The sequence below is a fragment of the Tardiphaga sp. vice304 genome (genome assembly GCF_007018905.1).
Classification (GTDB): Bacteria; Pseudomonadota; Alphaproteobacteria; order Rhizobiales; family Xanthobacteraceae; genus Tardiphaga.
In genome coordinates, this window is the sequence record NZ_CP041402.1 from 2,245,264 (window position 1) to 2,267,347 (window position 22,084).

Sequence of the window (22,084 nt, forward strand, 5' to 3'; positions counted from 1 at the left end):
GGGATTCCGGGTTCGCGCGCGCAAAATGCGCACGCGCCCCGGAATGACGAGTGTGAGAATGGCCAAGACAGCAGCGAAGAATTCCCCCGACCTCGCCACCCTCACCAAGGCCAAAGCCAAGGTCGAGTTGATGCGGCTGTCGCTCGAGATGGAGGGACATAACGTCGCCTACTATCAGAACGACGCGCCGAAAATATCGGATGCCGACTACGATACGCTGCGCCGCCGCGTCGAGGCGATCGAGCAGAAATTTCCCGATCTGGTCAGCGGCGCCTCGCCGACGCAGACGGTGGGAGCCGCTCCCTCGCGCGCCTTTGCCAAGTTGCAGCATGCGGTGCCGATGCTGTCGCTCGGCAATGCGTTCAGCGACGAGGAGGTCGCCGAATTCGTCGCGCGCATCCAGCGCTTCCTCAAGCTCGACGAGGTGCCTGCCATCGTCGCCGAGCCGAAGATCGACGGGCTGTCGCTGTCGCTGCGCTATGAGCACGGCGAACTGGTGCGCGCCGCCACCCGTGGCGACGGGTTCACGGGCGAAGACGTCACCGCCAACGTCCGCACCATCGACGACGTTCCGAACAAGTTGCATGGCAAGAATCATCCCGCCGCCTGCGAATTGCGCGGCGAGGTCTACATGCTGAAGAGCGATTTTCTCGCGCTGAACGCGCGCCAGGTCGAGGCGGGTGAAGACCCGTTCGCTAATCCCAGAAATTCCGCCGCCGGCTCGCTGCGGCAGAAAGACGTCTCGGTCACCGCCTCCCGGCCGCTGAAATTCTTCGCCTATGCCTGGGGCGAGATGTCGGACTATCCCATCGACGAGCCGACGCAGTGGGGCATGCTTGACTGGCTGAAGCAGGCCGGCTTCACCGTCAATCCGGAGATCACGCAATGCGCCAGCGTCGAGGACGCACTGGCGTTCTATCGCCGGATCGGCGAGCAGCGCGCGTCGCTGCCCTATGACATCGACGGCGTGGTCTACAAGGTGGACCGTATCGACTGGCAGGCGCGACTGGGCTTTGCCGGCCGCGCGCCGCGCTGGGCCATCGCGCATAAATTCGCGGCGGAGCAGGCGACCACCATCCTCGACAAGATCGACATCCAGGTCGGCCGCACCGGCGCGCTGACGCCGGTGGCGCGGCTGCAGGCGGTGACGGTCGGCGGCGTCGTGGTGCAGAACGCCACGCTGCACAATGAGGACTACATCAAGGGCGTCGGCAATGACGGCCAGCCGGTGCACGACGGCATCGACATCCGCGAGGGCGACACGGTCGTGATCCAGCGCGCCGGCGACGTGATCCCGCAGGTGGTCAGCGTGGTGCTAACGATGCGGCCGACAGAGTCGAAGCCTTATGAATTTCCCAAGACCTGTCCGGCCTGCGGCAGCCACGCCATCCGAGAGAACGGCGAGGTCGTCACGCGCTGCACCGGCGCGCTGATCTGTCCGGCGCAGGCGGTCGAACGGCTGAAGCATTTCGTCTCGCGGCTGGCTTTCGACATCGACGGGCTCGGCGACAAGCAGATCCAGGAATTCTATGACGACGGCCTGATCATGCATCCGGTCGACATCTTCACGCTGCAGAAGCGCGATGAGCGTTCCTCGAAGAAGATCATCGACCGCGAAGGCTTTGGTGAAGTCTCGGTACGCAATCTGTTTTCCGCTATCGACAACAGGCGCAAGATCGAGCTCAATCGGTTGATCTTCGCGCTCGGCATCCGCCACATCGGCGAGGGCAACGCGAAGCTGCTGGCGAAGCATTACGGCAGTTTTGCCGCGTTCCGCGACGCGATGCTGGCCGCCGCGGCCGGGCAGACCGCCGAGGGCAACAATTCGGAGGCCTGGCAGGACCTCAACAATATCGGCGGCGTCGGCGAGATCGTCGCGGACGCGGTGGTCGAGTTCTTCGCCGAGACGCGCAATGTCAAGGCGCTCGGCGAACTGCTCGACGAAATCGAGGTGCTAGATGTCGAGCAGGCGAAGAGCGACACAGCGATCGCCGGCAAGATCGTCGTGTTCACGGGATCGCTGACCAAATTCACCCGCGACGAGGCCAAGGCCCGCGCCGAACGGCTCGGCGCCAAGGTCGCCGGCTCGGTGTCGAAGAAGACGGATTATGTAGTCGCCGGCGAAGATGCCGGCTCGAAGCTGAAGAAGGCGACGGAGCTGGGTGTTACGGTGCTGACCGAAGACGAGTGGCTGAAGCTGATCGAGGGATAATGTTTGCTTCCTTCCCTCTCCCCTTGTGGGAGAGGGAAGGATCGAACCGCGAAGCGGTTCGAGACGGGTGAGGGGTCGCCGCAAGCTCCGAGCCTGGTAACCCCTCATCCGTCACGGCCTGCGGCCGTGCCACCTTCTCCCACAAGGGGAGAAGGAAGACACCGCGTTGCTACAACAGCCCCGTCTCTTCGCCCTCCGCCTTCTCTATCATCGCTGCCGTCGCGACCTTTCCGTTGCGCGGGATCAGGAAGAACATCGACGCGGCGCAGCCGAGCGACAGCACGACGAGCGAGATGTTGAGCGGGATCGCGGTCTGGAAATGGCCGCCGAGCCAGGCGCCGAACTGCGAGCACAGCGCGCCCAGCCCCATCTGCAGGAAGCCCATCATGCCTGACGCCGAGCCGGCGGCCTGCGGCCGGATGCTGAGCGCGCCGGCGGCGGCGTTCGACATCACGAAGGCATTGCCGAACATCACGATCATATGCGTGAGAAACAGCCAGGCCGGCTGCTGGTTCAGACCGGTGAGACCCCAGACGACGTTGAGCAGCGCGCCGACGAGCTGCAAAGCGAGGCCGAACCAGATCAGCTGCTCGATCGAGCGGCGCGGCGCCAGTCGCACGCAGAACAAATTGCCGACCAGATAGGCGAAGCCCGAGGTGACGAACCACGCGCCGTATTCGGCGCCGCTGCGGCCCATCTGGTTGACCACCACATAGGGGCCGCCGCCGGCGAAGGTGAAGATGATCCAGGAGGCGATGACGTAGCACAGGAGATAGCCGACGAAGCTGCGGCTGTTGCCCAGCACCTTGAGGTCGGCGACGAAGCCGCCGCCGGCGACGCGCTCGCTGAAGCGACGGGTCTCCGGCAGCGCCACGGCGATGGCAAGCGTGATGACGATCGACACCGCGGTGATCACATAGAAGATCGAGCGCCAGCCGAAGCCGATCTCCAGCAGGCCGCCGGCCAGCGGGCTCAGCATCTGGGCGATCATCATCACCGCGATGACCAGGCTGATCATCGCGCCGACGCGGTGGCGCGGATAGAGGTCGCGGATGATGGCGCGGCTCATCACCATGCCGGTGGCGCCGCCGAGCGCCTGGAAAAAGCGTGCGGCGATCAGCTGCGGCAGCGTCTCGGCGAATACGCCGCCGATGCCGGCGATCACCATCAGGCAGAGCCCGGCAAGCAGCACCGGCCGCCTCCCGAAACGGTCCGACAGCGGCCCCATGATCAGCTGCGAGAACGCCAGCCCGACCATGAACAGCGACACCGTCATCTGCGCGATGGAGATGTCGCTGCCGAAGGTGCGCGCCAGCACCGGTAGCGCCGGCACCAGCATGTAGAGCGAGATCGGCGCGATGCCGGTCATCGCCACCAGCAACAGCAGCATCACGCGGGATGTCGAAGGGTCGATGGGGTCGGTCGTCGTCGCGGGCGTCGTGCCGTTCACATCGAGCTTTCTTATTTTTGTGGCTGATCCAGCGGTTCGGTGGCGGCGTGCAGCCAGACCCGCGTCGGCTCGTCGTCGAGCAACGGCATCACCTCGCGGCGAACGCGGGCGTGATAGTCGTTGATCCACTTCAGCTCACGCAGGCTGATGCGGCCGGCATTGATCAGCCGGCGATCGATCGGCGCCAGTGTCAGCGTTTCGAACTGGTTCATCGGCTGCTCGGCGCCGTCGATATCGGCCGCCACCACGAGCTCCAGATTTTCGATGCGGATGCCGAAGCCGTCTGCCTTGTAGTAGCCGGGCTCGTTCGAGAGGATCATGCCGCGCTTCAAGGGCGTGGTGCCGACTTTCGAAATCCGCGCCGGGCCTTCATGGACCGACAAATAGCTGCCGACGCCGTGGCCGGTGCCGTGCGCGAAGTCGAGCCCGGCATGCCACAGGAACTGGCGCGCCAGCGTATCGAGTTGCGCGCCGGAGGTGCCATCGGGAAACGCCGCGCGGGCAATCGCGATATGACCGCGCAGCACGCGGGTGAAACGATCGCGCATCTCCTCGGTCGGCTCGCCGATCGCGATGGTGCGGGTGACGTCGGTGGTGCCGTCTTCGTATTGCGCGCCGGAATCGATCAGCAGCAGGTCGCCAGGCGCGATGCGGCGGTTGGTCTTGCGGGTGACGCGGTAATGCACGATGGCGCCGTTCGGCCCGGTGCCGGCGATGGTCGGGAACGAGACGTCCTTCAGAGCGCCGGTGTCGCGGCGGAAGGTCTCCAGCGCCTCGACGGTATCGATCTCGAACAATCCGCCCTTCGGCGCCTCGCGGTCGATCCAGGCGAGGAAGCGCGCCAGCGCCACGGCGTCGCGGCGGTGCGCGGTCTGCGTGCCCTTGATCTCCACCGCGTTCTTGACGGCCTTGAGCAGCGCCACCGGATCATTGCCGCGCACCGGCCTGCCGCCGCTCGCGGTGATCAGCCGGCTCAGCGCGTCCGCCGCGGTGGCATTGTCGAGCGCGATCGATGCGCCGGCCGCCGCGAGTTCCGTCAAGGCGGCGGCAAGCGCGTCGGGCTCCTGCACCTCGGCGCAGGCCTCGAGATGCGCGCGTGCGCTATTGGAGAGCTTGCGGTGATCGATGAAGATCGTCGGCCGGCCGTCCTTCGGCACCAGCGCGTAGGACAGCGGCAGCGGCGTGTGGGAGACATCGGCGCCGCGAATGTTGAAGGTCCAGGCCACCGCATGTGAATCCGACAGCACCAGCGCATCGACCTTGAGTCTGGCGATCTCGGCGCGGATCCGGACCAGCTTGTCGGCCTCCGACTCGCCGGCAAATTCCAGCGCATGCACCGATACGGCGCCGAGCGGCGGCGACGGGCGTTCGCCCCACACCGCATCGAGCGGGTTGTGGTCGACGGCGACCAGTTCGGCGCCGGCTTTGGCGCAGGCCGCGGCCAGCCGTTCGGCTGCCGCAGAAGTGTGCAGCCACGGATCAAAACCAAGGCGGTCGCCGGCCTTCAGATGCTCGCCGAGCCATTGTTCCGGGGGCGGTTCGATCAGCGGCTCGACACGCCAGGCCCGCAGGTCGATCTGTTTGGCGGCCTGCAGCGTGTAGCGGCCGTCGACGAACACCGCGGCCTCGTGCGCCAGCGCGATCGCCAGACCGGCCGAGCCGGTGAAGCCGGTGAGCCAGGCCAAGCGCTCCTCGGACGGCGGTACATATTCGTTCTGCTGCTGGTCCGCGCGGGGAATCACGAATCCGGTCAGCCCGGCGCGCAGCAGTTCCTCGCGAAACGCCGCCAGCCGCGCGGTCAGCGCGACGCCGCTTTCGGGCTCTTCAAAGGTCTGGAAAACGGCCTCGAACATGATGCGTTACCTTAAGTGGGCACAATCGTGGCGGCAATCGAAGGGCAGGGTTGCGCCAGTCTGGCATAGATCGTGCTTGCATTATTTCAAGCACAAGTCGTCGCATGGAACATTTGCACCGCAGCGTCCGTTGTCGGTGTGACAATGCTCCAACGAGAGTGTTTCAACTCAACGAAGAGGGGATACACATGCCTGCTTTTACGTTCGAGAAAATTGCCCCGCCGGTCCGGCGCGGTCCTCTGCCACCGATCGAAACCAAACAGCGCGGCGTCATCGTTCAGGTGCTCGGGCGATTCGTCGAAGCGCGCATCCAGCGCGCCGAGCGCATCGACAGCGCAGACCATACCGACAAGCCGCTTCCGAAGTAACGCAGCTATCCCGCGCGCCGCATCAAGAGGCTGCTCCAGCCCTCGATCTGCTGGTGCCGCAGCAGCACGATGTCGCGCGCGCGGTAGGCGGCGATCACGCTCATCGCCTGGTGCGGCAGCAGGCCGGATAGGATGATATGCGCCCGCGGCGCCAGATGCGCGGCCATCTGCGTCGCCATCTGCCGCAGCGGGTTGGCCAGAATGTTCGCCAGCACCAGATCGAACGGTGCGCGTTCGCCGAAAGCGGGCGAGGCGAAGCCGGTGGCGCAGACCGATTCCACGAGATTACCGACGCCGTTCAACCGCGCGTTCTCGCGCGCCACCAGCGCCGACACCGGATCGATGTCGGTCGCCAGCACCCGGCGCTTCAGCGCCTTGGCGGCGGCAATCGCCAGCACGCCGGTGCCGGAGCCGAGATCCAGCACCCGTTTCGGCGTCGCCGAGCGCAGCACGTGATCTAGAAACAGCAGGCAGCCGCGGGTGGTCCCGTGATGCCCGGTGCCGAACGCCAGCGCCGCCTCTATCTCGATGCCGAGCTTGTTCGGCGGCACGCGGTCGCGGTCGTGCTGGCCGTGAACGATGAAGCGCCCGGCATAGACCGGCGCCAGCCCCTGCAGGCTCTCGGCCACCCAGTCCTTGGCATCGACCGTGTCGAACAGAATGGAGCGCGCGACGTCGGCGTCGGCGGCCAGTGCCACGAGATCGCGGATCGCGTCCTCGTGCGGCGGCTCGGCGAAATGCACGCTGATATCCCAGCGCCCGTCCGGCCGCTCGAACGCGGCGATGGCCGCCTGGCCGTCGTCAAAGCTCTCATTGAGCAGATCGACGACCCGCTTTGCGGCGGCCTCGGTGCCGATCGCAAAGGTGGCGCGGGTGGTGGCGGGGGTGATGATGGCGGTCATGTCAGTCCGGGCGGTCGTTGAAGGGTGTTCATCCACACGCCATCCAGGGCGTGGGCACAGATCTCTACCCGGCTTATGCCATGCTTATGCACCGGCTTGTGCAGGGATTTTGCACCGGTCCTGCACAGCGTTGCGCACCGGTTGTCCACCGGCTTTTCCACAAGGTGGCCCACAGCTGTCATTCCGGGGCGCGAGCGCACCAGCGCGAGCGAGCCCGGAACCTCGAGATGGGACGATGAACATGTCGGGATTCCGGGATGCATCGGCCGGCTACGCCGTCCGCTGCATCCCGGAATGACAGCAAAATTTCAGCAGCAGCCCGGCAATCCCCGGTCGAACAGCGCGCGGTGATCGCGCAGGATGGCTTTCGCGGCGTTGTGGCCGGGGGCGCCGGTGACGCCGCCGCCGGGGTGGGCGCCGGAGCCGCAATGGTACAGGCCGCGCAGCGGCCCGCGGTAATCGGCGAAGCCGAGCATCGGGCGTGCCGAGAACAGCTGGTTGAGGCTGAGCGCGCCGTGGAAGATGTCGCCGCCGAGCAGGCCGAAATCGCGTTCCAGATCCAGCGGCGTCAGGATCTGGCGGCCGAGCACGCTCTGCGCAAAGCCCGGCGCGTAATTGTCCACGGTGGCGATCATCAGGTCGGCGACCTCGTCGCGATGCGTATCCCACGACGCGCCGTCCGGCAGTACCGGCGCGACGTGCTGGCAGAACAGGCTGGCGACATGCTGGCCGGGCGGGCATAGCGTGCGGTCGAGCGTGGACGGGATCAGCATCTCGACCACCGGCTGGCGGCTCCAGCCGTGCTGCTTCGCGTCCAGCCAGGCGCGGTCCATGTAGCCGAGGCTCGGCGCCAGGATGATGCCAGCGGTGAGATGGTCGCCGGTGCCGGGCAAAGCGGTGAAGGAGGGCAGGGCGGCGAGTGCCACGTTCATGCGAAAGGTGCCGGAGCCGTTGCGCCACTTGCCGATGCGATCGCGGAACGGTTTTGCCAGCGCGCCTTCCGGCATCAACTGCGTGTACAGCAGCTTCGGATTGACGTTGGAGGCGACATATTTCGCGCGCAGGCTCTCGCCATTGTCGAGGATGACGCCGACCACGCGGTCGCCCTCGACCAGCACCTCGCGCACGCCGTTGTCGAGTTCAATCTCAACGCCATGCGACCGCGCCGCGGCCGCCATCGCCTGCGTGATCGCACCCATGCCGCCGATGGCGTGGCCCCAGACGCCCTTCTTGCCGTTCACCTCGCCAAAGGCGTGGTGCAGCATCACGTAAGCGGAGCCGGCGGCATATGGGCTGGCGTAGTTGCCAACGATGGCGTCGAAACCGAACAGCGCCTTGATCAGATCGCTCTCGAAAATGTCGTCGAGCATCTCGCCGGCCGACGCCGTGAACAGGTCGAGCAGCAGGCGCTGCTGATCCATCGAAAGCGCGCGCAGCAATTTGGCCGTGCCGAGCGCGTTGATGGCCTCCGAGATACCGTTCAGCCCGAAACCCTGCACCAGGTTCGGTGGCGCGCGCAGCACGAATTGCCGCAGCACGTCGGCGATCCGCTCCAGTTCGAGCGTGAAGGCATCGAGCCTTCCGGCGTCGCGCGGGCTGAGCTTTTCCAGCGAGGCCCGCGTGCGGCCCTCGCCGGTCAGCAGGAAGCTGCCGTCCGGCGCCGGCAGGAGATTCTGCGCCTTGCGTTCGACGATTCTTAGCCCGTGCTTGCGCAATTCGAGATCGGCGATGATTTTGGGATTGAGCAGGCTGACTGTGTAGGCCGCGACCGAATTGCGGAACCCGGGATGAAACTCCTGCGTCACCGCAGCGCCGCCGACGACATGGCGGCGCTCGACCACCTTCACGCGCAGCCCGGCCATGCCGAGATAGGCCGCACAGGTCAGGCCGTTATGGCCGGCGCCGATGATCAGGACGTCGATGTCGGAGGCGTCAGACATGTCGCTGGCATTTCATCCAAGGTTCATCGGGCGGTCTTATCAGAGAGGCCAGCGTCCCGCACTAGGCTATCACGAGTTCGGTTCCTCACCGCCCCGCATTGCCCGCCGCGGTCAGCTATGCTCCATTCCGGCGCCGGCGCGCGATCTGCCGGATACCGAAGCCTCGGCGCCCGCCGACTCCAAGCCGGAGCTTTCATGACGTCGCTGCCCGCTGCCCGCCATCGCCTGCTGCTGATCGTCTATACCGCCGCCATCTTCACCAGCGCGCTGCTGCTGTTCTCGGTGCAGCCGCTGTTCACCAAGATGGTGCTGCCGCGGCTCGGCGGCTCGCCGGCGGTGTGGTCGGTGGCGATGGTGTTCTTCCAGTCGCTGCTGCTCGGTGGCTACGCCTATGCGCACTATCTGATGCAGCTGCGCAGCCGGGTGATCCCGGTGGTGATCCATCTCGTGCTGCTGGTCATAGCTTTGCTGACGCTGCCGCTGTCAATCGCGTCGAGCTGGGGCGATCCGCCGGCCTCGGGCTATGCGTTCTGGCTGCTCGGCCTGTTCACGGTATCGATCGGCCTGCCGTTCTTCGCGCTCGCCGCCAACAACCCGCTGCTGCAGGCGTGGTTCGTGCGTACCGGCCATCCGCAGGGCCATGATCCGTATTTCCTCTATGCCTCCTCCAATATCGGCAGTTTCCTGGCGCTGCTGACCTATCCGGTGCTGCTGGAGCCGATGTTCTCGCTGCGCACGCAGAACCTGATCTGGACCGCCGGCTACGGCCTGCTGATCCTGCTGATCGCCGGCTGCGGCATGCTGCTGTTGAAATCGCCCGTCTATGTGATGCCGGTGCCGGCCGAAGGCGAGAGCGAGGCGCCAGCGCCGTCGTGGGCGCTGCGGGCGCGCTGGATCTTCCTCGCCGCGGTGCCGTCGGGCCTGTTGATCGCCGTCACCGCGCACATCTCGACCGACATCGCGTCGGCGCCCTTGCTGTGGGTGATGCCGCTGTCGCTTTATCTGCTCACCTGGGTGCTGGTGTTCCAGTCGCGGCCGCTGCTGCCGCACTGGCTGATGCTGGTGGCGCAGCCGGTGGCGATTGCGGTGGTGATCGTGCTGCTGGCGATCGGCGGCGAGCAGAACCTGCTGCTGACGCTCGGCGGCAGTCTGCTGTGCTTCTTCGTCATCGCGATGGCCTGCCACGGCGAGCTCGCGCAAGCCCGGCCTGACGCCAAATATCTCACCGGCTACTACGTCGCGCTGTCGTTCGGCGGCATGGTCGGCGGGCTGTTTGCCGGGCTGATCGCGCCGTTCAGTTTCTCCTGGATCGCCGAATATCCGATCCTGATCGCGCTTGCGGTGCTGTGCCGCCCGCCCGGCGGGGAGCGCTTTGCCAGGTATGGCGGCTGGTACTGGCCGTTGCTGGCGATCGTGGCCGTTGCCCTGCTCGGTCCGGCATGGACCAGCGGTCCGATGTTTACCTGGATGGACGACAACCGCGTCAATATCATCAAGGGCCTCGCCATCGTCATCATGTTGCTGGCGGTGCTGCTGAAGATCAACCGCATCCGGCTGCTGGCGATCGTGGTGCTGGCGCTGGTACTGATCCGCGCCTATCCCTCCGACGACGGCCGCGTCGAGACCGTGCGCAGCTTCTTCGGCGTGCACAAGATCGTGGTGACCACCAACAAGCAATATCACGTGCTGATGCACGGCACGACCATCCACGGCGCCGAGAAATTCCTCAACGACGACGGCACGCCGGTTACCGGCCGTCCCGAGCCGATCTCGTATTATTACAAGGACGGCGGCATCGGCACCGCCATCGCTGCGATGCGCGAGCGCAAGGGCGGCCCGCTCCGCGTCGGCGTGATCGGGCTGGGATCAGGCTCGCTGGCCTGCGCCGCACAGCCCGGCGAAGACTGGAAGTATTTCGAGATCGACCAGACCATGGTCGATACGGCCCGGGACCCGAAGTACTTCACCTATATTTCGAAATGCGATCCCGACATGAAGCCGGTGATCGGCGATGCCCGCCTGACCTTCGCGCGCGAGCCCGACGGCATTTACGACGTGATCATCGTCGATGCCTATTCGTCGGACGCCATACCGATCCATCTGGCGACCGAAGAGGCGATGGAGATCTACAAGACCAAGCTGGCGCCCGGTGGCGCGGTGGTGATGCACGTCTCCAACCGGCATCTCGAACTGGCCAGCGTGGTGGTCGGAATCGCGGATGCCAACGACCTGAAGAGCTGGGTGTTCAACGAGGATTCCGGCCGCGACGCCGACTATATCTTCTCGACCAATGTGGTGATCTCGGCGCGCGCGGCCGACGACATCGGCCGCCTCGCGTCGTCGTCGAAATGGGTGCTCACCGAGCCGGACGACCATGAGCGGGTATGGACCGACGATTATTCCAACGTGCTCGGCGCGGTATGGCGGAGGTTGCGGGAGGGGGAGTAGGCGTGACGCCCTCGCGGTTATCGCCAGTAGCGCGCTCGCTAACCACCTGTCGTCCCCGCGAAAGCGGGTACCTATAGCCGCTGTAGGTAAAATGAAAACGCAGCTCTGCCCAGAGTTAACTATCAAATCGGAGGTTATGGGTCCCCGCTTTCGCGGGGACGACATGACGTGTTTGGCAACTGCCCGCGCGCCTCTCTTCGTCCGCGGAAGAGAGGCATCGAATCCGCCTCAGTCCTGATAGCCGCCGAACAGGCCGCGCGGCTGGTAGGGGCGCGGCGCGTAGTACTGTTGCTGCTGGTACTGCGGCTGCGCGTAGCCGCGGCTGGCGTAATATTGCTGGGTCTCGGCCTCGGTCATGCGACGATAGCCGCGCGGCGCGGGGTAGCGCTGGTCAGAATTGCTGCCGTCGGCCGGATAGATGTAGCCATCGTCGGCGACCTGCGGTGCCGCTTGGCGGACGACGCGGCGGCCCGGCGCCGGCTGCGGCACCAGCTCGACCGGGTTGCCGGCGGCATCATAGGTCGGCTCGGCCGGGACGACCTGGCGGCGGGCGACGGCGGCGGGTTTGGCCGGACGCGGGTTGCGCGCCAGCGCGACCGTCGATGAACCGGTCAGCGTCACCGTGGTGTTGAGCACGCCGTCGGCCTTGACCATGGCAAACAAGGTTGCGGCGTTCTCACGCGACAGCCGCACGCAGCCGTGCGAGGCGGGGGTGCCCAGGCGGCTGACCGAGTCGGTGCCGTGAATGGCATGGCCGCGCTTGGTGAAGAAGACCGAATTCGGCATCGGCGCTTCGTCGAATTCCTTGGAGTAATGGTCTTCCTCCAGGCGGAAGGTCTGGAAACTGCCGTTGGGGGTCTCGTAAGCGGGCAGGCCGGACGACACCGGCCAGCGATATTTCTCGACGCCGTCCTGAACGACGGTCAATTGCTGGGCGTCCTTGTCGACGGTGATGGCGATCTTGGCCTGCGCCATGCTGCTGGCGGTGACGAGAGCGAGGCCGATCAAGCCCACATATAACGAACGCATTTACCTTGGCCTCCGGGCCATAACCTGTTGAATTGCCTGCCGTCCCGATCCCAATATGCCTATCGGCATCCCGGGTTTCCAGTGACACTTTCGTGCATCGTTAATCCCCGGGTTGGGCACCGACGGGGCGACAAGCGGGCGATATGCCGTGGCGACAAGCGCGGTTGCCTTAATTCACGCACTTTCAAGAATGGAATTGGAACCGGTTCCCCTGACGGACGTTTCCATCCTGCAAGACCAAACGGGCGGATCGCCGCCTCCCACAGGGACATTCTCACATGATGACCAAGACAGCCGTTCTGCCGATGCGTTCGTTCTCCGCCAAGTCGCGTCTCGCCGTGATGGTCGGCGCGCTGGCGCTGCTCGCCATGCCGCATTTCGCGCAGGCGCAGGGTGTTTTCCGCGGCGCCGAGCAGGGCGCCAATCAGGGCGTCCGTGACGGTAACCGCGCGGCTGGCCCGATCGGCGGCGCCGTGGGCGGCGCGGTCGGCCTCGGTGTCGGCGCAGCTGTCGGCGGCGTCAAGGGCGTGCTCGGCATTCCCGACCGCGGCTACGGTCGTGGCCGCGAGTGCCGTGGATATCGGGATCGCAAGGGCCACTTCCGTTGCTATCGCTAAACTGACCAAAGCCTGAAACGAAACGGCCCGGACATTGTCCGGGCCGTTTTGCATATGCGCTCAGTTTTTCAGCTTGTAGCCGGTCTTGAAGATCGACCACACGGTGACCATGCAGATCGCCAGGAACAGCAGGGTGATCGTCACGCTCCAGACCACGCTGACGTCGGAGATCTCGTAGAAGCTCCAGCGGAAACCGCTGATCAGGTAGACGACGGGGTTGAGCAGCGTGATGGTGCGCCAGCCCGACGGCAACATGCTCACCGAATAGAAGCTGCCGCCCAGAAATGTCAGCGGCGTCACCACCAGGAGCGGGATCGCCTGCAGCTTCTCGAAGCCGTCGGCCCAGATGCCGATGATGAAGCCGAACAGGCTGAACGTCACCGCCGTCAGCACCAGGAAGGTGATCATCCACCATGGATGCAGGATGTGCAGCGGCACGAACAGCCCGGCGGTGGCCAGAATGATCAGGCCGAGCAGGATCGACTTAGTGGCGGCGGCGCCGACGTAGCCCAGCACGACCTCGACATAAGACACCGGCGCCGACAGCAGTTCATAGATCGTGCCGGTGAATTTCGGAAAATAGATTCCGAACGAGGCGTTGGAAATGCTCTGCGTCAGAACCGACAGCATCACCAGGCCCGGCACGATGAAGGTGCCGTAGCTGACGCCTTCCACCGAGGTGATGCGCGAGCCGATCGCGGCGCCGAACACCACGAAATACAGCGAGGTCGAGATCACCGGCGAGACGATGCTCTGCAGCACCGTGCGCCAGGTGCGCGCCATCTCGAACATGTAGATGGCTTTGACGGCCCGGAAATTCATGCTCATTTCCTCACCAGGCTGACGAAAATATCTTCCAGCGAACTCTGCGTGGTGTCGAGATCGGAAAAACGGATGCCGGCTTCGCGGAGGTCGCCCAGGAGGCTGGTGATTCCGGTGCGCTCGCTCTTGGTGTCATACGTATAGATCAATTGATGTCCGTCGGCGGCGAGCTCGAGATGGTAAGCTTCCAGGCCCGCGGGGATCGCCGCAACCTTGCCCTGCAGATGCAGCTTCAGCCGCTTCTTGCCGAGCTGCTGCATCAAGGCCGCCTTCTGCTCGACCAGAATGATCTCGCCATGGTTGATGACGCCGATGCGGTCGGCCATCTCCTCGGCTTCCTCGATATAGTGCGTGGTGAGGATCACGGTGACGCCCGCGGCGCGCAGCGTCCGCACCACTTCCCACATGCCCTTGCGCAATTCGACGTCGACGCCGGCGGTGGGCTCATCGAGAAACAGGATCTGCGGCTCGTGGCTGAGCGCTTTCGCAATCATCACCCGGCGTTTCATGCCGCCCGACAGCGTGACGATCTTGTTGTCCTTCTTGTCCCACAGCGACAGGTCTTTCAGCACCTTCTCGATGTGGTCCGGGTTCTTCGGCTTGCCGAACAGGCCGCGGCTGAAGCTCACTGTCGCCCAGACGGTCTCGAAGGCGTCGGTGTGCAGCTCCTGCGGCACCAGCCCGATCAGTTCGCGCGCGGCGCGGAAGTCGGTGACATTGTCGTGACCATCGATCACCACCTTGCCGGAGGTGGCATTGGCGATGCCGCAGATGATGCTGATCAGCGTCGTCTTGCCGGCGCCGTTCGGCCCCAGCAACGCAAAGATCTCGCCGCGGTTGATATCGAGGTCGATGCCCTTCAGCGCGGTGAAGCCGCCGGGATAGCTCTTGGTGAGTTTGGATATCGATATGATGGGGGGCATGGGGGATTATGCTTGCGTTGAAGCGAAAGCCGGTCGGGCCAAGCCAGCACCACGAGGCGCGGAGGGCCGCGCCGGACGCGGATTGAGTACATGGGGACGACCATGCTGCAGCGCAATCGCAGGAGCGGCGATTTTGCAGCTATTCTGCGGCGTGCGCGCGAGGAGAGTAATCGACCATCACGATAAACGCGTCCTGCGAGAGGTCGATGAAGTCCGGATCCTGGCGCAGTTCTTCGATGCTGCGCGGCTTTCTGAACTCAGTGGTGCCGTCAGGATTAGTCCAGTCTTCTGCGGCGAAGCTCAAAACGTCAGCCGCTTCCACCATGGCTTCTTCGAAGGTATCGGCCGCAGTGGTAACACCCGGAATATCGGGAAAGGATACGCCATAACAGCTGTCCTTATCTTTATGAATAAGGGCGATGTAGTATGTCATCGCTATCTCCTAATCCCGCTGCCATCCGGCCTGTGTGTAAATCGCCCTCGCCGTCCCGATCGGTATATCCCGTTTCGGGTGCGGAACGATCACTGTCCTGCTCGAGGCCGCATGCCTAAACTTGTGGTGCGATCCCTTAACGCTAACCAGTGCGAAACCGTCACGCTGCAGACGCGGGATGATATCCCGACTGTCTCTCAACATAGCGTCTGTCTCCGCCAAAATTATAGGGCGGAAACTTGTAATTGCCAGTCCCACGGACAAACGAACTCCGGCTTAGTCGATCGCCTCGTAATCGATCTCAACGACCGTCCCGCCGTCCGCCGCGTCGACGAAGACCGGGTCGTCCTGCAACTGCTCCATGCTACGTGGCGTCGGCAGCGTGTGTGAGCCGTCCGGATTGGTCCACTCTCCGGCGGCGTATTCGAGCGACTCCTCGGCTTCCTCGATGGCTTCATCGAGGCTATCGCCTGCGGTCACGATGCCGGGAAGGTCGGGAAACGAAACGCGAAAAATTCCGCCGGCGTCTTTTTGGATCAATGCGATATAGACCGGCATACACTCACACCCGCTCGACGAAACTGTCGACGACCTTTTTCTCGCCGGCCTTTTCGAAAGCGATCGTCAGCTTGTTGCCATCGATCTTGATCACCGCGCCGTAGCCGAACTTCTGGTGGAAGACGCGATCCTTGAGCGTGAACGCCGATTCGGTGCCGGTGGATTTTGCGATCAGCTCGCCTTCGATGGTCATCGGCTTGCGGCTCGAATAACCGCCCGGCGAGTCCTGGCGCGGCGACGAGAAGGGCGACTGGCTGTCATTATAGCCGGAGCCCGCCTGGCCGGCATTATTGCCGCCGCGGCGGTTGGCCTGGGCGCGCTGCCAGCCCGGCGTCGAATAGGTTGAACCGAACGATTCGACATTGTCGAACCGCGACGGGCCGTAGCCGCTGTTGCCGCCCCAGCCGTTGCCGCCTTTGGATTCGGTGATCTCGACATGATCGGCCGGCAGTTCGTCGAGGAAGCGTGACGGCAGCGTCGTGTTCCAGGTGCCGTGAATGCGGCGGTTGGTGGCGAAGTACAGTTTGGCGCGCTTGCGGGCGCGGGTGATGCCGACATGGGCGAGACGCCGCTCTTCCTCGAGCCCGGCGCGGCCCTGGTCGTCGAGCGCGCGCTGGTGCGGAAACAGGCCTTCTTCCCAGCCCGGCAAAAACACGTTGTCGAATTCCAGCCCCTTGGCGGAATGCAGCGTCATGATCGACACCGCGTCGTCGTCGGCGCCGTTGTCGCGGTCCATCACCAGCGAGATGTGTTCGAGAAATCCCTGCAGGTTCTCGAACTCTTCCATCGAGCGCACCAGCTCCTTGAGATTTTCGAGGCGGCCGGCGGCGTCGGCGGATTTGTCCTTCTGCCACATCTCGGTATAGCCGCTCTCGTCGAGCACGATCTCGGCAAGCTCGGTATGGCTGACGGTGTCGCGGCGGCTGCGCCAGCGTTCGAAGCCGAGCATCAACTCGCGCAAGGACCCGCGCGCCTTCGGCTTCATCTCGTCGGTATCCACCACGGCGCGCGCCGCCTCGGACAGCGGGATCTTCCGCCGGCGCGCGACGTCGTGCAGCATCTGCACGGTGGCGTCGCCGAGCCCGCGCTTCGGCGTGTTGACGATCCGCTCGAAAGCGAGATCGTCGGCCGGCGAGTTGATCACGCGCAGATAGGCGAGCGCATCACGGATTTCGGCGCGCTCGTAGAAGCGCGGGCCGCCGATCACGCGGTAGGGCAGGCCGAGGGTGACGAAGCGGTCTTCGAACTCGCGCATCTGGAACGAGGCGCGCACCAGTATGGCGATGTCGTTGAGCTTGTTGCCGTCGCGCTGCAGCTGCTCGATCTCCTCGCCGATCGCGCGGGCTTCTTCTTCCGAATCCCACGAGCCGGTGACGGTGACCTTCTCGCCATCGACATCCTCGGTGCGCAGCGTCTTGCCGAGCCGGCCTTCATTATGCGCGATCAGATGCGAGGCGGCGGCGAGGATGTGGCCGGTCGAGCGATAGTTGCGCTCCAGCCGGATGATCTTGGCGCCCGGGAAATCGTGGTCGAAGCGCAGGATATTGTCGACCTCCGCGCCGCGCCAGCCATAGATCGACTGGTCGTCGTCGCCGACGCAACAAATGTTGCGCGGGACGCGTGCCGCCACTTCCGTCGCCTCTCCCAAGGCAGCGCTCGCCACCTCTCCCCGCGGGGGAGAGATGGCGGAGAGGCCTGAGCTCTGCGCGGCCGTGGCGGTCTGCGACAGCAGCCGCAGCCACAGATATTGCGCAACGTTGGTGTCCTGATATTCGTCGACCAGAATGTACTTGAACCGCGCCTGGTAGCTGCGCAGCACGTCGGGATGTTCGCGGAACAGCCGGATGCATTCCAGCAAGAGGTCGCCGAAGTCGGCGGCGTTCAGCGTCTTGAGCCGGTCCTGATAGGCGGCATAAAGCTTGCCACCCTTGCCATTGCCGAACACCGCGGCCTCGCCGGACGGCACCTGCGACGGCGTCAGGCCGCGGTTCTTCCAGCCGTCGATCAATCCGGCCAGCATCCGCGCCGGCCAGCGCTTGTCGTCGATATTGTCGGCGGCCAGGAGCTGCTTGAGCAGCCGGATCTGGTCGTCGACGTCGAGCACGGTGAAATTGGAGGTGAGCTGCACCAGTTCGGCGTGGGTGCGCAGGATGCGGCCGCCGATCGAGTGGAAGGTGCCGAGCCAGGGCATGCCCTCGACCGCCTGGCCGAGCATGGCGCTGAGCCGGTGCTTCATCTCGCGCGCCGCCTTGTTGGTGAAGGTCACCGACAGGATTTCGGATGGGCGGGCGCGGCCCATGCTGAGGATGTGCGCGATGCGCGAGGTCAGCACCTTGGTCTTGCCGGTGCCCGCGCCGGCCAGCACCAGCACCGGGCCCTCCAGCGTTTCCACAGCGTCGCGCTGCTCCGCATTGAGCCCGACCAGATATTGCGCCGGCGCGGCCTGGGCGCGCGCTCGCGCACCGATCCCGCCCGCCGCCGGCTGGTAGGCGGGAAGGTCGTTGCTCGGCGCTTTGCGGGGCTCGGTCATGCGAATCGGATTCCCTCCACGGCCGACCGTGGAGCTTCAAAAGGGGGCGTCATAGCAGGATACGACGCATATAGGAGCTGCAAGGCTCTGGCGACAGACTTATCCCCCGGGTGGCGTCGCGCGAAGCTGTGCGGCGCCGGTGTTCGCTCTCGCTTCCTTGATCGGGCCGGTACCGAGATCCGGGAACTTTGGTTCCCCGATCGGCTTGTCCCGGCATCAAGCGCGGCACGCCCGCCGCGCCATCAAACCGGGGTTTGCCATGTTCGGCTGGGTCGTTACGTTTCTCATCGTTGCCCTGATTGCGGGCGTTCTCGGCTTCGGAGGTATTGCCGGCGCGTCGATCGAAATCGCCAAGGCGATCTTCTTCATCGCCCTCATTCTGTTCCTGATCTCGGCCGTCGTCGGCCTGGTCCGCGGCCGCAACCGCGCCTGACGCTAGTTTCGTGCGGGCATCCCGATCGCGCGGCCGAGGCCGTCCGGTCGGGCTGCCGCGCGATGACTGTCCGCCAGCGACTGGATGCGGGCGCGGATGTCGGCGGGAAACCGCGCTACCTTGCGGGCGTCCATATCCATATGCAGCGTCATGTTCTCCGAGGTCGCCGACAGCCAGCCATCGCCGGCGTGGCGCAGCTCCTCGAAGGTGTGCAGGCGCTTGTCATCGGCCGCGACCAGCCAGATCGCGACCTGCGCGGGATCGCCGAGATGAAGCTCCCGGACGTAGCGGACGTGACACTCGGCGGTGAAGGTCGAGTTGTTTCGGGCTTTCATATAGTCCGGCCCGATCCCGAGCTTGAGCCAGAGCTGATCGATAGCCCGGTCGAACAGCACGTTGTAATAGGCCATGTTCAGATGGCCATTATAGTCGATCCATTGCGGCTCGATGGCCATCACCGAGGACAAAAACGGCACCGGCTGTTGCAGCAAGTCGTCGGTGGTATCGGCAGTCAGCGTCATCGGCATTTCCGTCCCAATTCTATTGGCGTCCCTTGACCCGTTATACATCCTTTGCCACGGTCCGCGTGCCGGAGGGATTTCACGTGGCTGCATCCAACACCAACCTGAAACGACCAGAGCCGACCGCGCTGGCGAACGTGCTTGAATCACTGGCGGCCCGGTTCGGCAACCGGCTGATCACCTCGCAGGCGGTGCGTGAGCAGCATGGCCACACCACCACCTGGCTCACCAACCAGCCGCCGGACGCCGTGCTGCTGCCGCAGAACACGGCCGATATCCAGGATGCCGTGCGAATCTGCGCGGCCAACCGCGTCCCGATCATTCCGTTCGGCACCGGCACTTCGCTGGAAGGCCAGGTCAACGCCCCCGCCGGCGGCATATGCATCGACCTGCGCGACATGAACCAGATACTCGAGGTCCACACTGAGGACCTCGATTGCGTGATCCAGCCCGGCGTGACCCGCAAGGCGCTGAACGAACATTTGCGCGACCAGGGCGTGTTCTTCCCGATCGATCCCGGCGCCGATGCCTCGCTGGGCGGCATGGCCTCGACCCGGGCGTCGGGAACCAATGCGGTGCGCTACGGCACCATGCGCGACAACGTGCTGGCGCTGAAAGTGGTGCGCGCCGACGGCGAGATCATCAAGACCGGCACGCGGGCGAAAAAATCCTCGACCGGCTACGACCTGACCCATCTGTTCGTCGGCGCCGAAGGTACGCTCGGCATCATCTCCGAGCTGACCATCAAGCTGCGCGGCATTCCAGAGACCATCGCCGCGGCGGCCTGTTCGTTCGCCACCGTGGAAGGCGCCTGCCAGGCCACCATCCTGGCGATCCAGACCGGCATTCCCGTGGCGCGCATCGAGTTGCTGAACGTCGCGCAGGTGCAGTGCTGCAACGCCTATTCGAAGCTGACCCTGCCGGAAACGCCGCTGCTGCTGCTGGAATTCCACGGCAGCGAGGCCGAGGTCGCCGAGCAGTCGAAGAATTTCCGCGAAATCGCGCTGGAATGCGGCAGCGGCGCTTTCACCTGGACGACGCGTCCCGAGGATCGCACCAAGCTCTGGCAGGCCCGCCATGACGCCTACTGGTCGGTCAAGGCGCTGCGGCCGGGCTCCGACGTTGCCGCGACCGACGTCTGCGTGCCGATCTCGCGGCTGGCGGAATGCGTCGCCGAGACCGAGGCCGATCTGGCACGGATGAACCTCGTCGCGCCGATCGTCGGCCACGTCGGCGACGGCAACTTCCATTGCTCGATGGTCTGCGACCGCAACGATGCCGACGAGGTCGCGCGCGCTGAAGCCTTCATGCACCGCCTCGTCGAGCGCGCCCAGGCGATGGGCGGCACCTGCACCGGCGAGCATGGCATCGGGCAGGGTAAGCAGAAATATCTCAAGGCCGAGCTGGGCATTGAGGCGCTCGAGACGATGCGCGCGATCAAGCAGGCGCTCGATCCGCACAACATTTTCAACCCCGGGAAGATTTTGCCGCAATTTTGAGCCGCAACGCTAACTCCCGTTAAACATTTTCAAGTTGTATAAATTTTCTTCGCTCTAATTGATTGTGTGGCCGATTGCGCGTTAGCGTGATCCGCCAAAATCCGGCGCGTCATCGCGTCCAACAAAAAGGCCCGCCAGATGCGGCTTCCGTTCTTCTACGGCTGGATCATCGTCGCCGTGACCTTTGTCACCATGGCCATCGGCGTGAACGCCCGCACCTCCTTCTCGCTGTTGTTTCCGCCGATCCTGAACGAGTTCGGCTGGGACCGCGGCGTGACCGCCGGCGCCTTCTCGTTCGGCTTCCTCGTCTCGGCGATCATGAGCCCGTTGATGGGCAAGCTGATGGATCGCGCCGGGCCGCGCGTGGTGATGGAACTAGGCATCGGCCTGATGGCGTCCGGCCTGCTGCTGGCGCCCCTGACGACGCAGCCCTGGCATCTGTATCTCACCATCGGCGTGCTGGTCGGCGCCGGCAGCATCTGCCTCGGCTATTCCGGCCAATCGCTGTATTTGCCGAACTGGTTCAACCGCAAGCGCGGCCTGGCGATCGGGCTGGCGTTCGCCGGCGTCGGCATAGGTTCGGTGACGCTGCTGCCGTGGGTGCAGTCGATGATCGAGCAGACCGGCTGGCGCAGCGCCTGCACGGCGCTCGGCCTCACCGTCCTGATCGTGCTCGTGCCGATCAACCTGTTGCTGCGCAAGCGCCCGCAGGACCTCGGCCTGCTGCCGGATGGCGACGCGGCGCCCACCGCGTCGTCGGCGAAGCCGCTCTCCAGCGTGGTCGATCCGGTCTGGGCCGGCACCGACTGGACGCTGCGGCGCGCGCTGCGCACCGCGCGGTTCTGGTGGCTGGCGCTCGGATTCTTCGGCGGGCTGTATGCTTGGTACGCGGTCCAGGTGCACCAGACCAAGTACCTGCTCGACATCGGCTTCACGCCGGGCGTCGCCGCCTGGGCGCTGGGCATGGTCAGCCTGTTCGGCGTGCCCGGCCAGATCTTTCTCGGCCATCTGTCGGACCGCATCGGCCGCGAATGGATATGGACCATCAGCGGCGTCGGCTTTGCGATCTGCTTTGCGGTTCTGATCGCCCTGCAATATCAGCCCAGCCTGCTGCTGGTCTATGTGATGGTGATCTCGCAGGGCCTGCTCGGCTACGGCGTGACGTCGATCATGGGCGCGGTCGTCGTGGAGATCTTCCAGGGTGAGCATTTCGGCAGCATCTATGGCACGCTGACGCTGGCAGCCCTCGCCGGCGGCGCCGCGGGGCCTTACGTCACCGGTGCGTTGCATGATCATTTCGGCACCTACACGCTGGCCTTTGCAATCGGGGCGGCGGTCAGTCTCCTGGCTGCCGCGGCGATCTGGATGGCGGCGCCCGGCAAGGTTCGCGCCGTCGCCGGACGGCTGCACCGGGCGCGCGACGCCAGGACGCTGGCGCACGACGCCTCCTGACGCTGTGACTTCGCCACACTTGGCTCTATAGTTGGCCCACTCCGGTGCATTCGCTCGGATTGCGCCCGGCTGGCCGGCGGGCGGCATCGCGCCG

The 22,084-nt window shown here is 65.0% G+C and carries 19 protein-coding genes; 7 read left to right on the forward strand and 12 right to left on the reverse strand.

Annotated features, from left to right (window positions below):
• Positions 1–58: 58 nt before the first annotated feature.
• On the forward strand, positions 59–2,212 hold the full coding sequence (ligA, locus tag FNL56_RS10675) for an NAD-dependent DNA ligase LigA (protein WP_143572687.1): 2,154 nt from the start codon (positions 59–61) through the stop codon (positions 2,210–2,212).
• 169 nt (positions 2,213–2,381) lie between these two features.
• On the opposite strand, the gene FNL56_RS10680 is transcribed toward ligA, so the two are convergent.
• Together FNL56_RS10680 and FNL56_RS10685 are read right to left on the reverse strand one after the other, a co-directional pair.
• The gene (locus tag FNL56_RS10680; RefSeq protein WP_143576119.1) at positions 2,382–3,602 is read right to left on the reverse strand and encodes a multidrug effflux MFS transporter; all 1,221 of its coding nucleotides are present in this window, start codon (positions 3,600–3,602) and stop codon (positions 2,382–2,384) included.
• Between the two features lie 71 nt (positions 3,603–3,673).
• On the reverse strand, positions 3,674–5,515 hold the full coding sequence (locus FNL56_RS10685) for an aminopeptidase P family protein (RefSeq protein WP_143572688.1): 1,842 nt from the start codon (positions 5,513–5,515) through the stop codon (positions 3,674–3,676).
• Positions 5,516–5,703: 188 nt separating this feature from the next.
• On the opposite strand from FNL56_RS10685, the gene FNL56_RS10690 reads away from it, so the two are divergent.
• Positions 5,704–5,883, forward strand: coding sequence for a hypothetical protein (locus tag FNL56_RS10690; protein ID WP_143572689.1), 180 nt, complete (start codon positions 5,704–5,706; stop codon positions 5,881–5,883).
• A 5-nt stretch (positions 5,884–5,888) separates the two neighbouring features.
• Here FNL56_RS10690 and FNL56_RS10695 read toward each other — a convergent pair whose 3' ends face one another.
• Both FNL56_RS10695 and FNL56_RS10700 read right to left on the reverse strand, forming a co-directional pair.
• Entirely contained in the window at positions 5,889–6,785 is an 897-nt protein-coding gene (locus tag FNL56_RS10695; RefSeq protein ID WP_143572690.1) for a 50S ribosomal protein L11 methyltransferase, read from the reverse strand.
• Between the two features lie 308 nt (positions 6,786–7,093).
• On the reverse strand, positions 7,094–8,725 hold the full coding sequence (locus FNL56_RS10700) for a phytoene desaturase family protein (RefSeq protein WP_143581985.1): 1,632 nt from the start codon (positions 8,723–8,725) through the stop codon (positions 7,094–7,096).
• Between the two features lie 195 nt (positions 8,726–8,920).
• Between FNL56_RS10700 and FNL56_RS10705 the strand changes: the two genes are divergently transcribed.
• Positions 8,921–11,173, forward strand: coding sequence for a fused MFS/spermidine synthase (locus FNL56_RS10705; protein WP_143572692.1), 2,253 nt, complete (start codon positions 8,921–8,923; stop codon positions 11,171–11,173).
• 228 nt (positions 11,174–11,401) lie between these two features.
• Here FNL56_RS10705 and FNL56_RS10710 read toward each other — a convergent pair whose 3' ends face one another.
• Positions 11,402–12,202 carry a L,D-transpeptidase gene (locus FNL56_RS10710; protein ID WP_143572693.1) on the reverse strand — a complete coding sequence of 267 codons (801 nt, stop codon included), beginning with the start codon at positions 12,200–12,202 and terminating at the stop codon, positions 11,402–11,404.
• A 278-nt stretch (positions 12,203–12,480) separates the two neighbouring features.
• Here FNL56_RS10710 and FNL56_RS10715 point away from each other — a divergent pair, with 278 nt between their 5' ends.
• The gene (locus FNL56_RS10715) at positions 12,481–12,819 is read left to right on the forward strand and encodes a hypothetical protein (protein WP_143572694.1); all 339 of its coding nucleotides are present in this window, start codon (positions 12,481–12,483) and stop codon (positions 12,817–12,819) included.
• Positions 12,820–12,879: 60 nt separating this feature from the next.
• Here the strand turns inward: FNL56_RS10715 and FNL56_RS10720 are convergent, their stop codons facing one another.
• From FNL56_RS10720 to FNL56_RS10745, 6 genes are all read right to left on the reverse strand, one after another.
• Positions 12,880–13,641, reverse strand: coding sequence for an ABC transporter permease (locus tag FNL56_RS10720; RefSeq protein ID WP_143577811.1), 762 nt, complete (start codon positions 13,639–13,641; stop codon positions 12,880–12,882).
• Between the two features lie 2 nt (positions 13,642–13,643).
• Positions 13,644–14,564, reverse strand: a complete 921-nt coding sequence (locus FNL56_RS10725; RefSeq protein WP_143572696.1) for an ABC transporter ATP-binding protein — start codon at positions 14,562–14,564, stop codon at positions 13,644–13,646.
• 139 nt (positions 14,565–14,703) lie between these two features.
• A complete protein-coding gene (locus FNL56_RS10730) occupies positions 14,704–14,997 on the reverse strand; it encodes a type II toxin-antitoxin system HicB family antitoxin (RefSeq protein WP_143572697.1) in 294 nt (97 codons plus the stop codon).
• A gap of 9 nt (positions 14,998–15,006) precedes the next feature.
• The gene (locus FNL56_RS10735; RefSeq protein WP_143572698.1) at positions 15,007–15,201 is read right to left on the reverse strand and encodes a type II toxin-antitoxin system HicA family toxin; all 195 of its coding nucleotides are present in this window, start codon (positions 15,199–15,201) and stop codon (positions 15,007–15,009) included.
• A gap of 72 nt (positions 15,202–15,273) precedes the next feature.
• On the reverse strand, positions 15,274–15,555 hold the full coding sequence (locus tag FNL56_RS10740) for a type II toxin-antitoxin system HicB family antitoxin (protein ID WP_143572699.1): 282 nt from the start codon (positions 15,553–15,555) through the stop codon (positions 15,274–15,276).
• Positions 15,556–15,559: 4 nt separating this feature from the next.
• On the reverse strand, positions 15,560–18,085 hold the full coding sequence (locus tag FNL56_RS10745) for an ATP-dependent helicase (RefSeq protein ID WP_143572700.1): 2,526 nt from the start codon (positions 18,083–18,085) through the stop codon (positions 15,560–15,562).
• A gap of 259 nt (positions 18,086–18,344) precedes the next feature.
• On the opposite strand from FNL56_RS10745, the gene FNL56_RS10750 reads away from it, so the two are divergent.
• Positions 18,345–18,518 (forward strand): DUF1328 domain-containing protein, encoded by a 174-nt coding sequence (locus tag FNL56_RS10750; RefSeq protein ID WP_143572701.1) that lies wholly within the window; start codon positions 18,345–18,347, stop codon positions 18,516–18,518.
• A 2-nt stretch (positions 18,519–18,520) separates the two neighbouring features.
• On the opposite strand, the gene FNL56_RS10755 is transcribed toward FNL56_RS10750, so the two are convergent.
• Positions 18,521–19,039, reverse strand: a complete 519-nt coding sequence (locus FNL56_RS10755) for a thioesterase family protein (RefSeq protein ID WP_246660930.1) — start codon at positions 19,037–19,039, stop codon at positions 18,521–18,523.
• A gap of 83 nt (positions 19,040–19,122) precedes the next feature.
• On the opposite strand from FNL56_RS10755, the gene FNL56_RS10760 reads away from it, so the two are divergent.
• On the forward strand, positions 19,123–20,538 hold the full coding sequence (locus FNL56_RS10760) for an FAD-binding oxidoreductase (protein ID WP_210245493.1): 1,416 nt from the start codon (positions 19,123–19,125) through the stop codon (positions 20,536–20,538).
• Between the two features lie 138 nt (positions 20,539–20,676).
• The gene (locus FNL56_RS10765) at positions 20,677–21,990 is read left to right on the forward strand and encodes an MFS transporter (protein WP_143572703.1); all 1,314 of its coding nucleotides are present in this window, start codon (positions 20,677–20,679) and stop codon (positions 21,988–21,990) included.
• The last annotated feature ends 94 nt before the right edge of the window (positions 21,991–22,084 follow it).

Excerpts from the sequence above, each read along its gene's own strand:
- ligA (WP_143572687.1), top strand. The coding sequence starts at position 59 with ATGGCCAAGACAGCAGCGAAGAATTCCCCCGACCTCGCCACCCTCACC.
- FNL56_RS10680 (WP_143576119.1), bottom strand. The coding sequence starts at position 3,602 with ATGCTGCTGTTGCTGGTGGCGATGACCGGCATCGCGCCGATCTCGCTC.
- FNL56_RS10685 (WP_143572688.1), bottom strand. The coding sequence starts at position 5,515 with ATGTTCGAGGCCGTTTTCCAGACCTTTGAAGAGCCCGAAAGCGGCGTC.
- FNL56_RS10690 (WP_143572689.1), top strand. The coding sequence starts at position 5,704 with ATGCCTGCTTTTACGTTCGAGAAAATTGCCCCGCCGGTCCGGCGCGGT.
- FNL56_RS10695 (WP_143572690.1), bottom strand. The coding sequence starts at position 6,785 with ATGACCGCCATCATCACCCCCGCCACCACCCGCGCCACCTTTGCGATC.
- FNL56_RS10700 (WP_143581985.1), bottom strand. The coding sequence starts at position 8,725 with ATGTCTGACGCCTCCGACATCGACGTCCTGATCATCGGCGCCGGCCAT.
- FNL56_RS10705 (WP_143572692.1), top strand. The coding sequence starts at position 8,921 with ATGACGTCGCTGCCCGCTGCCCGCCATCGCCTGCTGCTGATCGTCTAT.
- FNL56_RS10710 (WP_143572693.1), bottom strand. The coding sequence starts at position 12,202 with ATGCGTTCGTTATATGTGGGCTTGATCGGCCTCGCTCTCGTCACCGCC.
- FNL56_RS10715 (WP_143572694.1), top strand. The coding sequence starts at position 12,481 with ATGATGACCAAGACAGCCGTTCTGCCGATGCGTTCGTTCTCCGCCAAG.
- FNL56_RS10720 (WP_143577811.1), bottom strand. The coding sequence starts at position 13,641 with ATGAATTTCCGGGCCGTCAAAGCCATCTACATGTTCGAGATGGCGCGC.
- FNL56_RS10725 (WP_143572696.1), bottom strand. The coding sequence starts at position 14,564 with ATGCCCCCCATCATATCGATATCCAAACTCACCAAGAGCTATCCCGGC.
- FNL56_RS10730 (WP_143572697.1), bottom strand. The coding sequence starts at position 14,997 with ATGACATACTACATCGCCCTTATTCATAAAGATAAGGACAGCTGTTAT.
- FNL56_RS10735 (WP_143572698.1), bottom strand. The coding sequence starts at position 15,201 with ATGTTGAGAGACAGTCGGGATATCATCCCGCGTCTGCAGCGTGACGGT.
- FNL56_RS10740 (WP_143572699.1), bottom strand. The coding sequence starts at position 15,555 with ATGCCGGTCTATATCGCATTGATCCAAAAAGACGCCGGCGGAATTTTT.
- FNL56_RS10745 (WP_143572700.1), bottom strand. The coding sequence starts at position 18,085 with ATGACCGAGCCCCGCAAAGCGCCGAGCAACGACCTTCCCGCCTACCAG.
- FNL56_RS10750 (WP_143572701.1), top strand. The coding sequence starts at position 18,345 with ATGTTCGGCTGGGTCGTTACGTTTCTCATCGTTGCCCTGATTGCGGGC.
- FNL56_RS10755 (WP_246660930.1), bottom strand. The coding sequence starts at position 19,039 with ATGACGCTGACTGCCGATACCACCGACGACTTGCTGCAACAGCCGGTG.
- FNL56_RS10765 (WP_143572703.1), top strand. The coding sequence starts at position 20,677 with ATGCGGCTTCCGTTCTTCTACGGCTGGATCATCGTCGCCGTGACCTTT.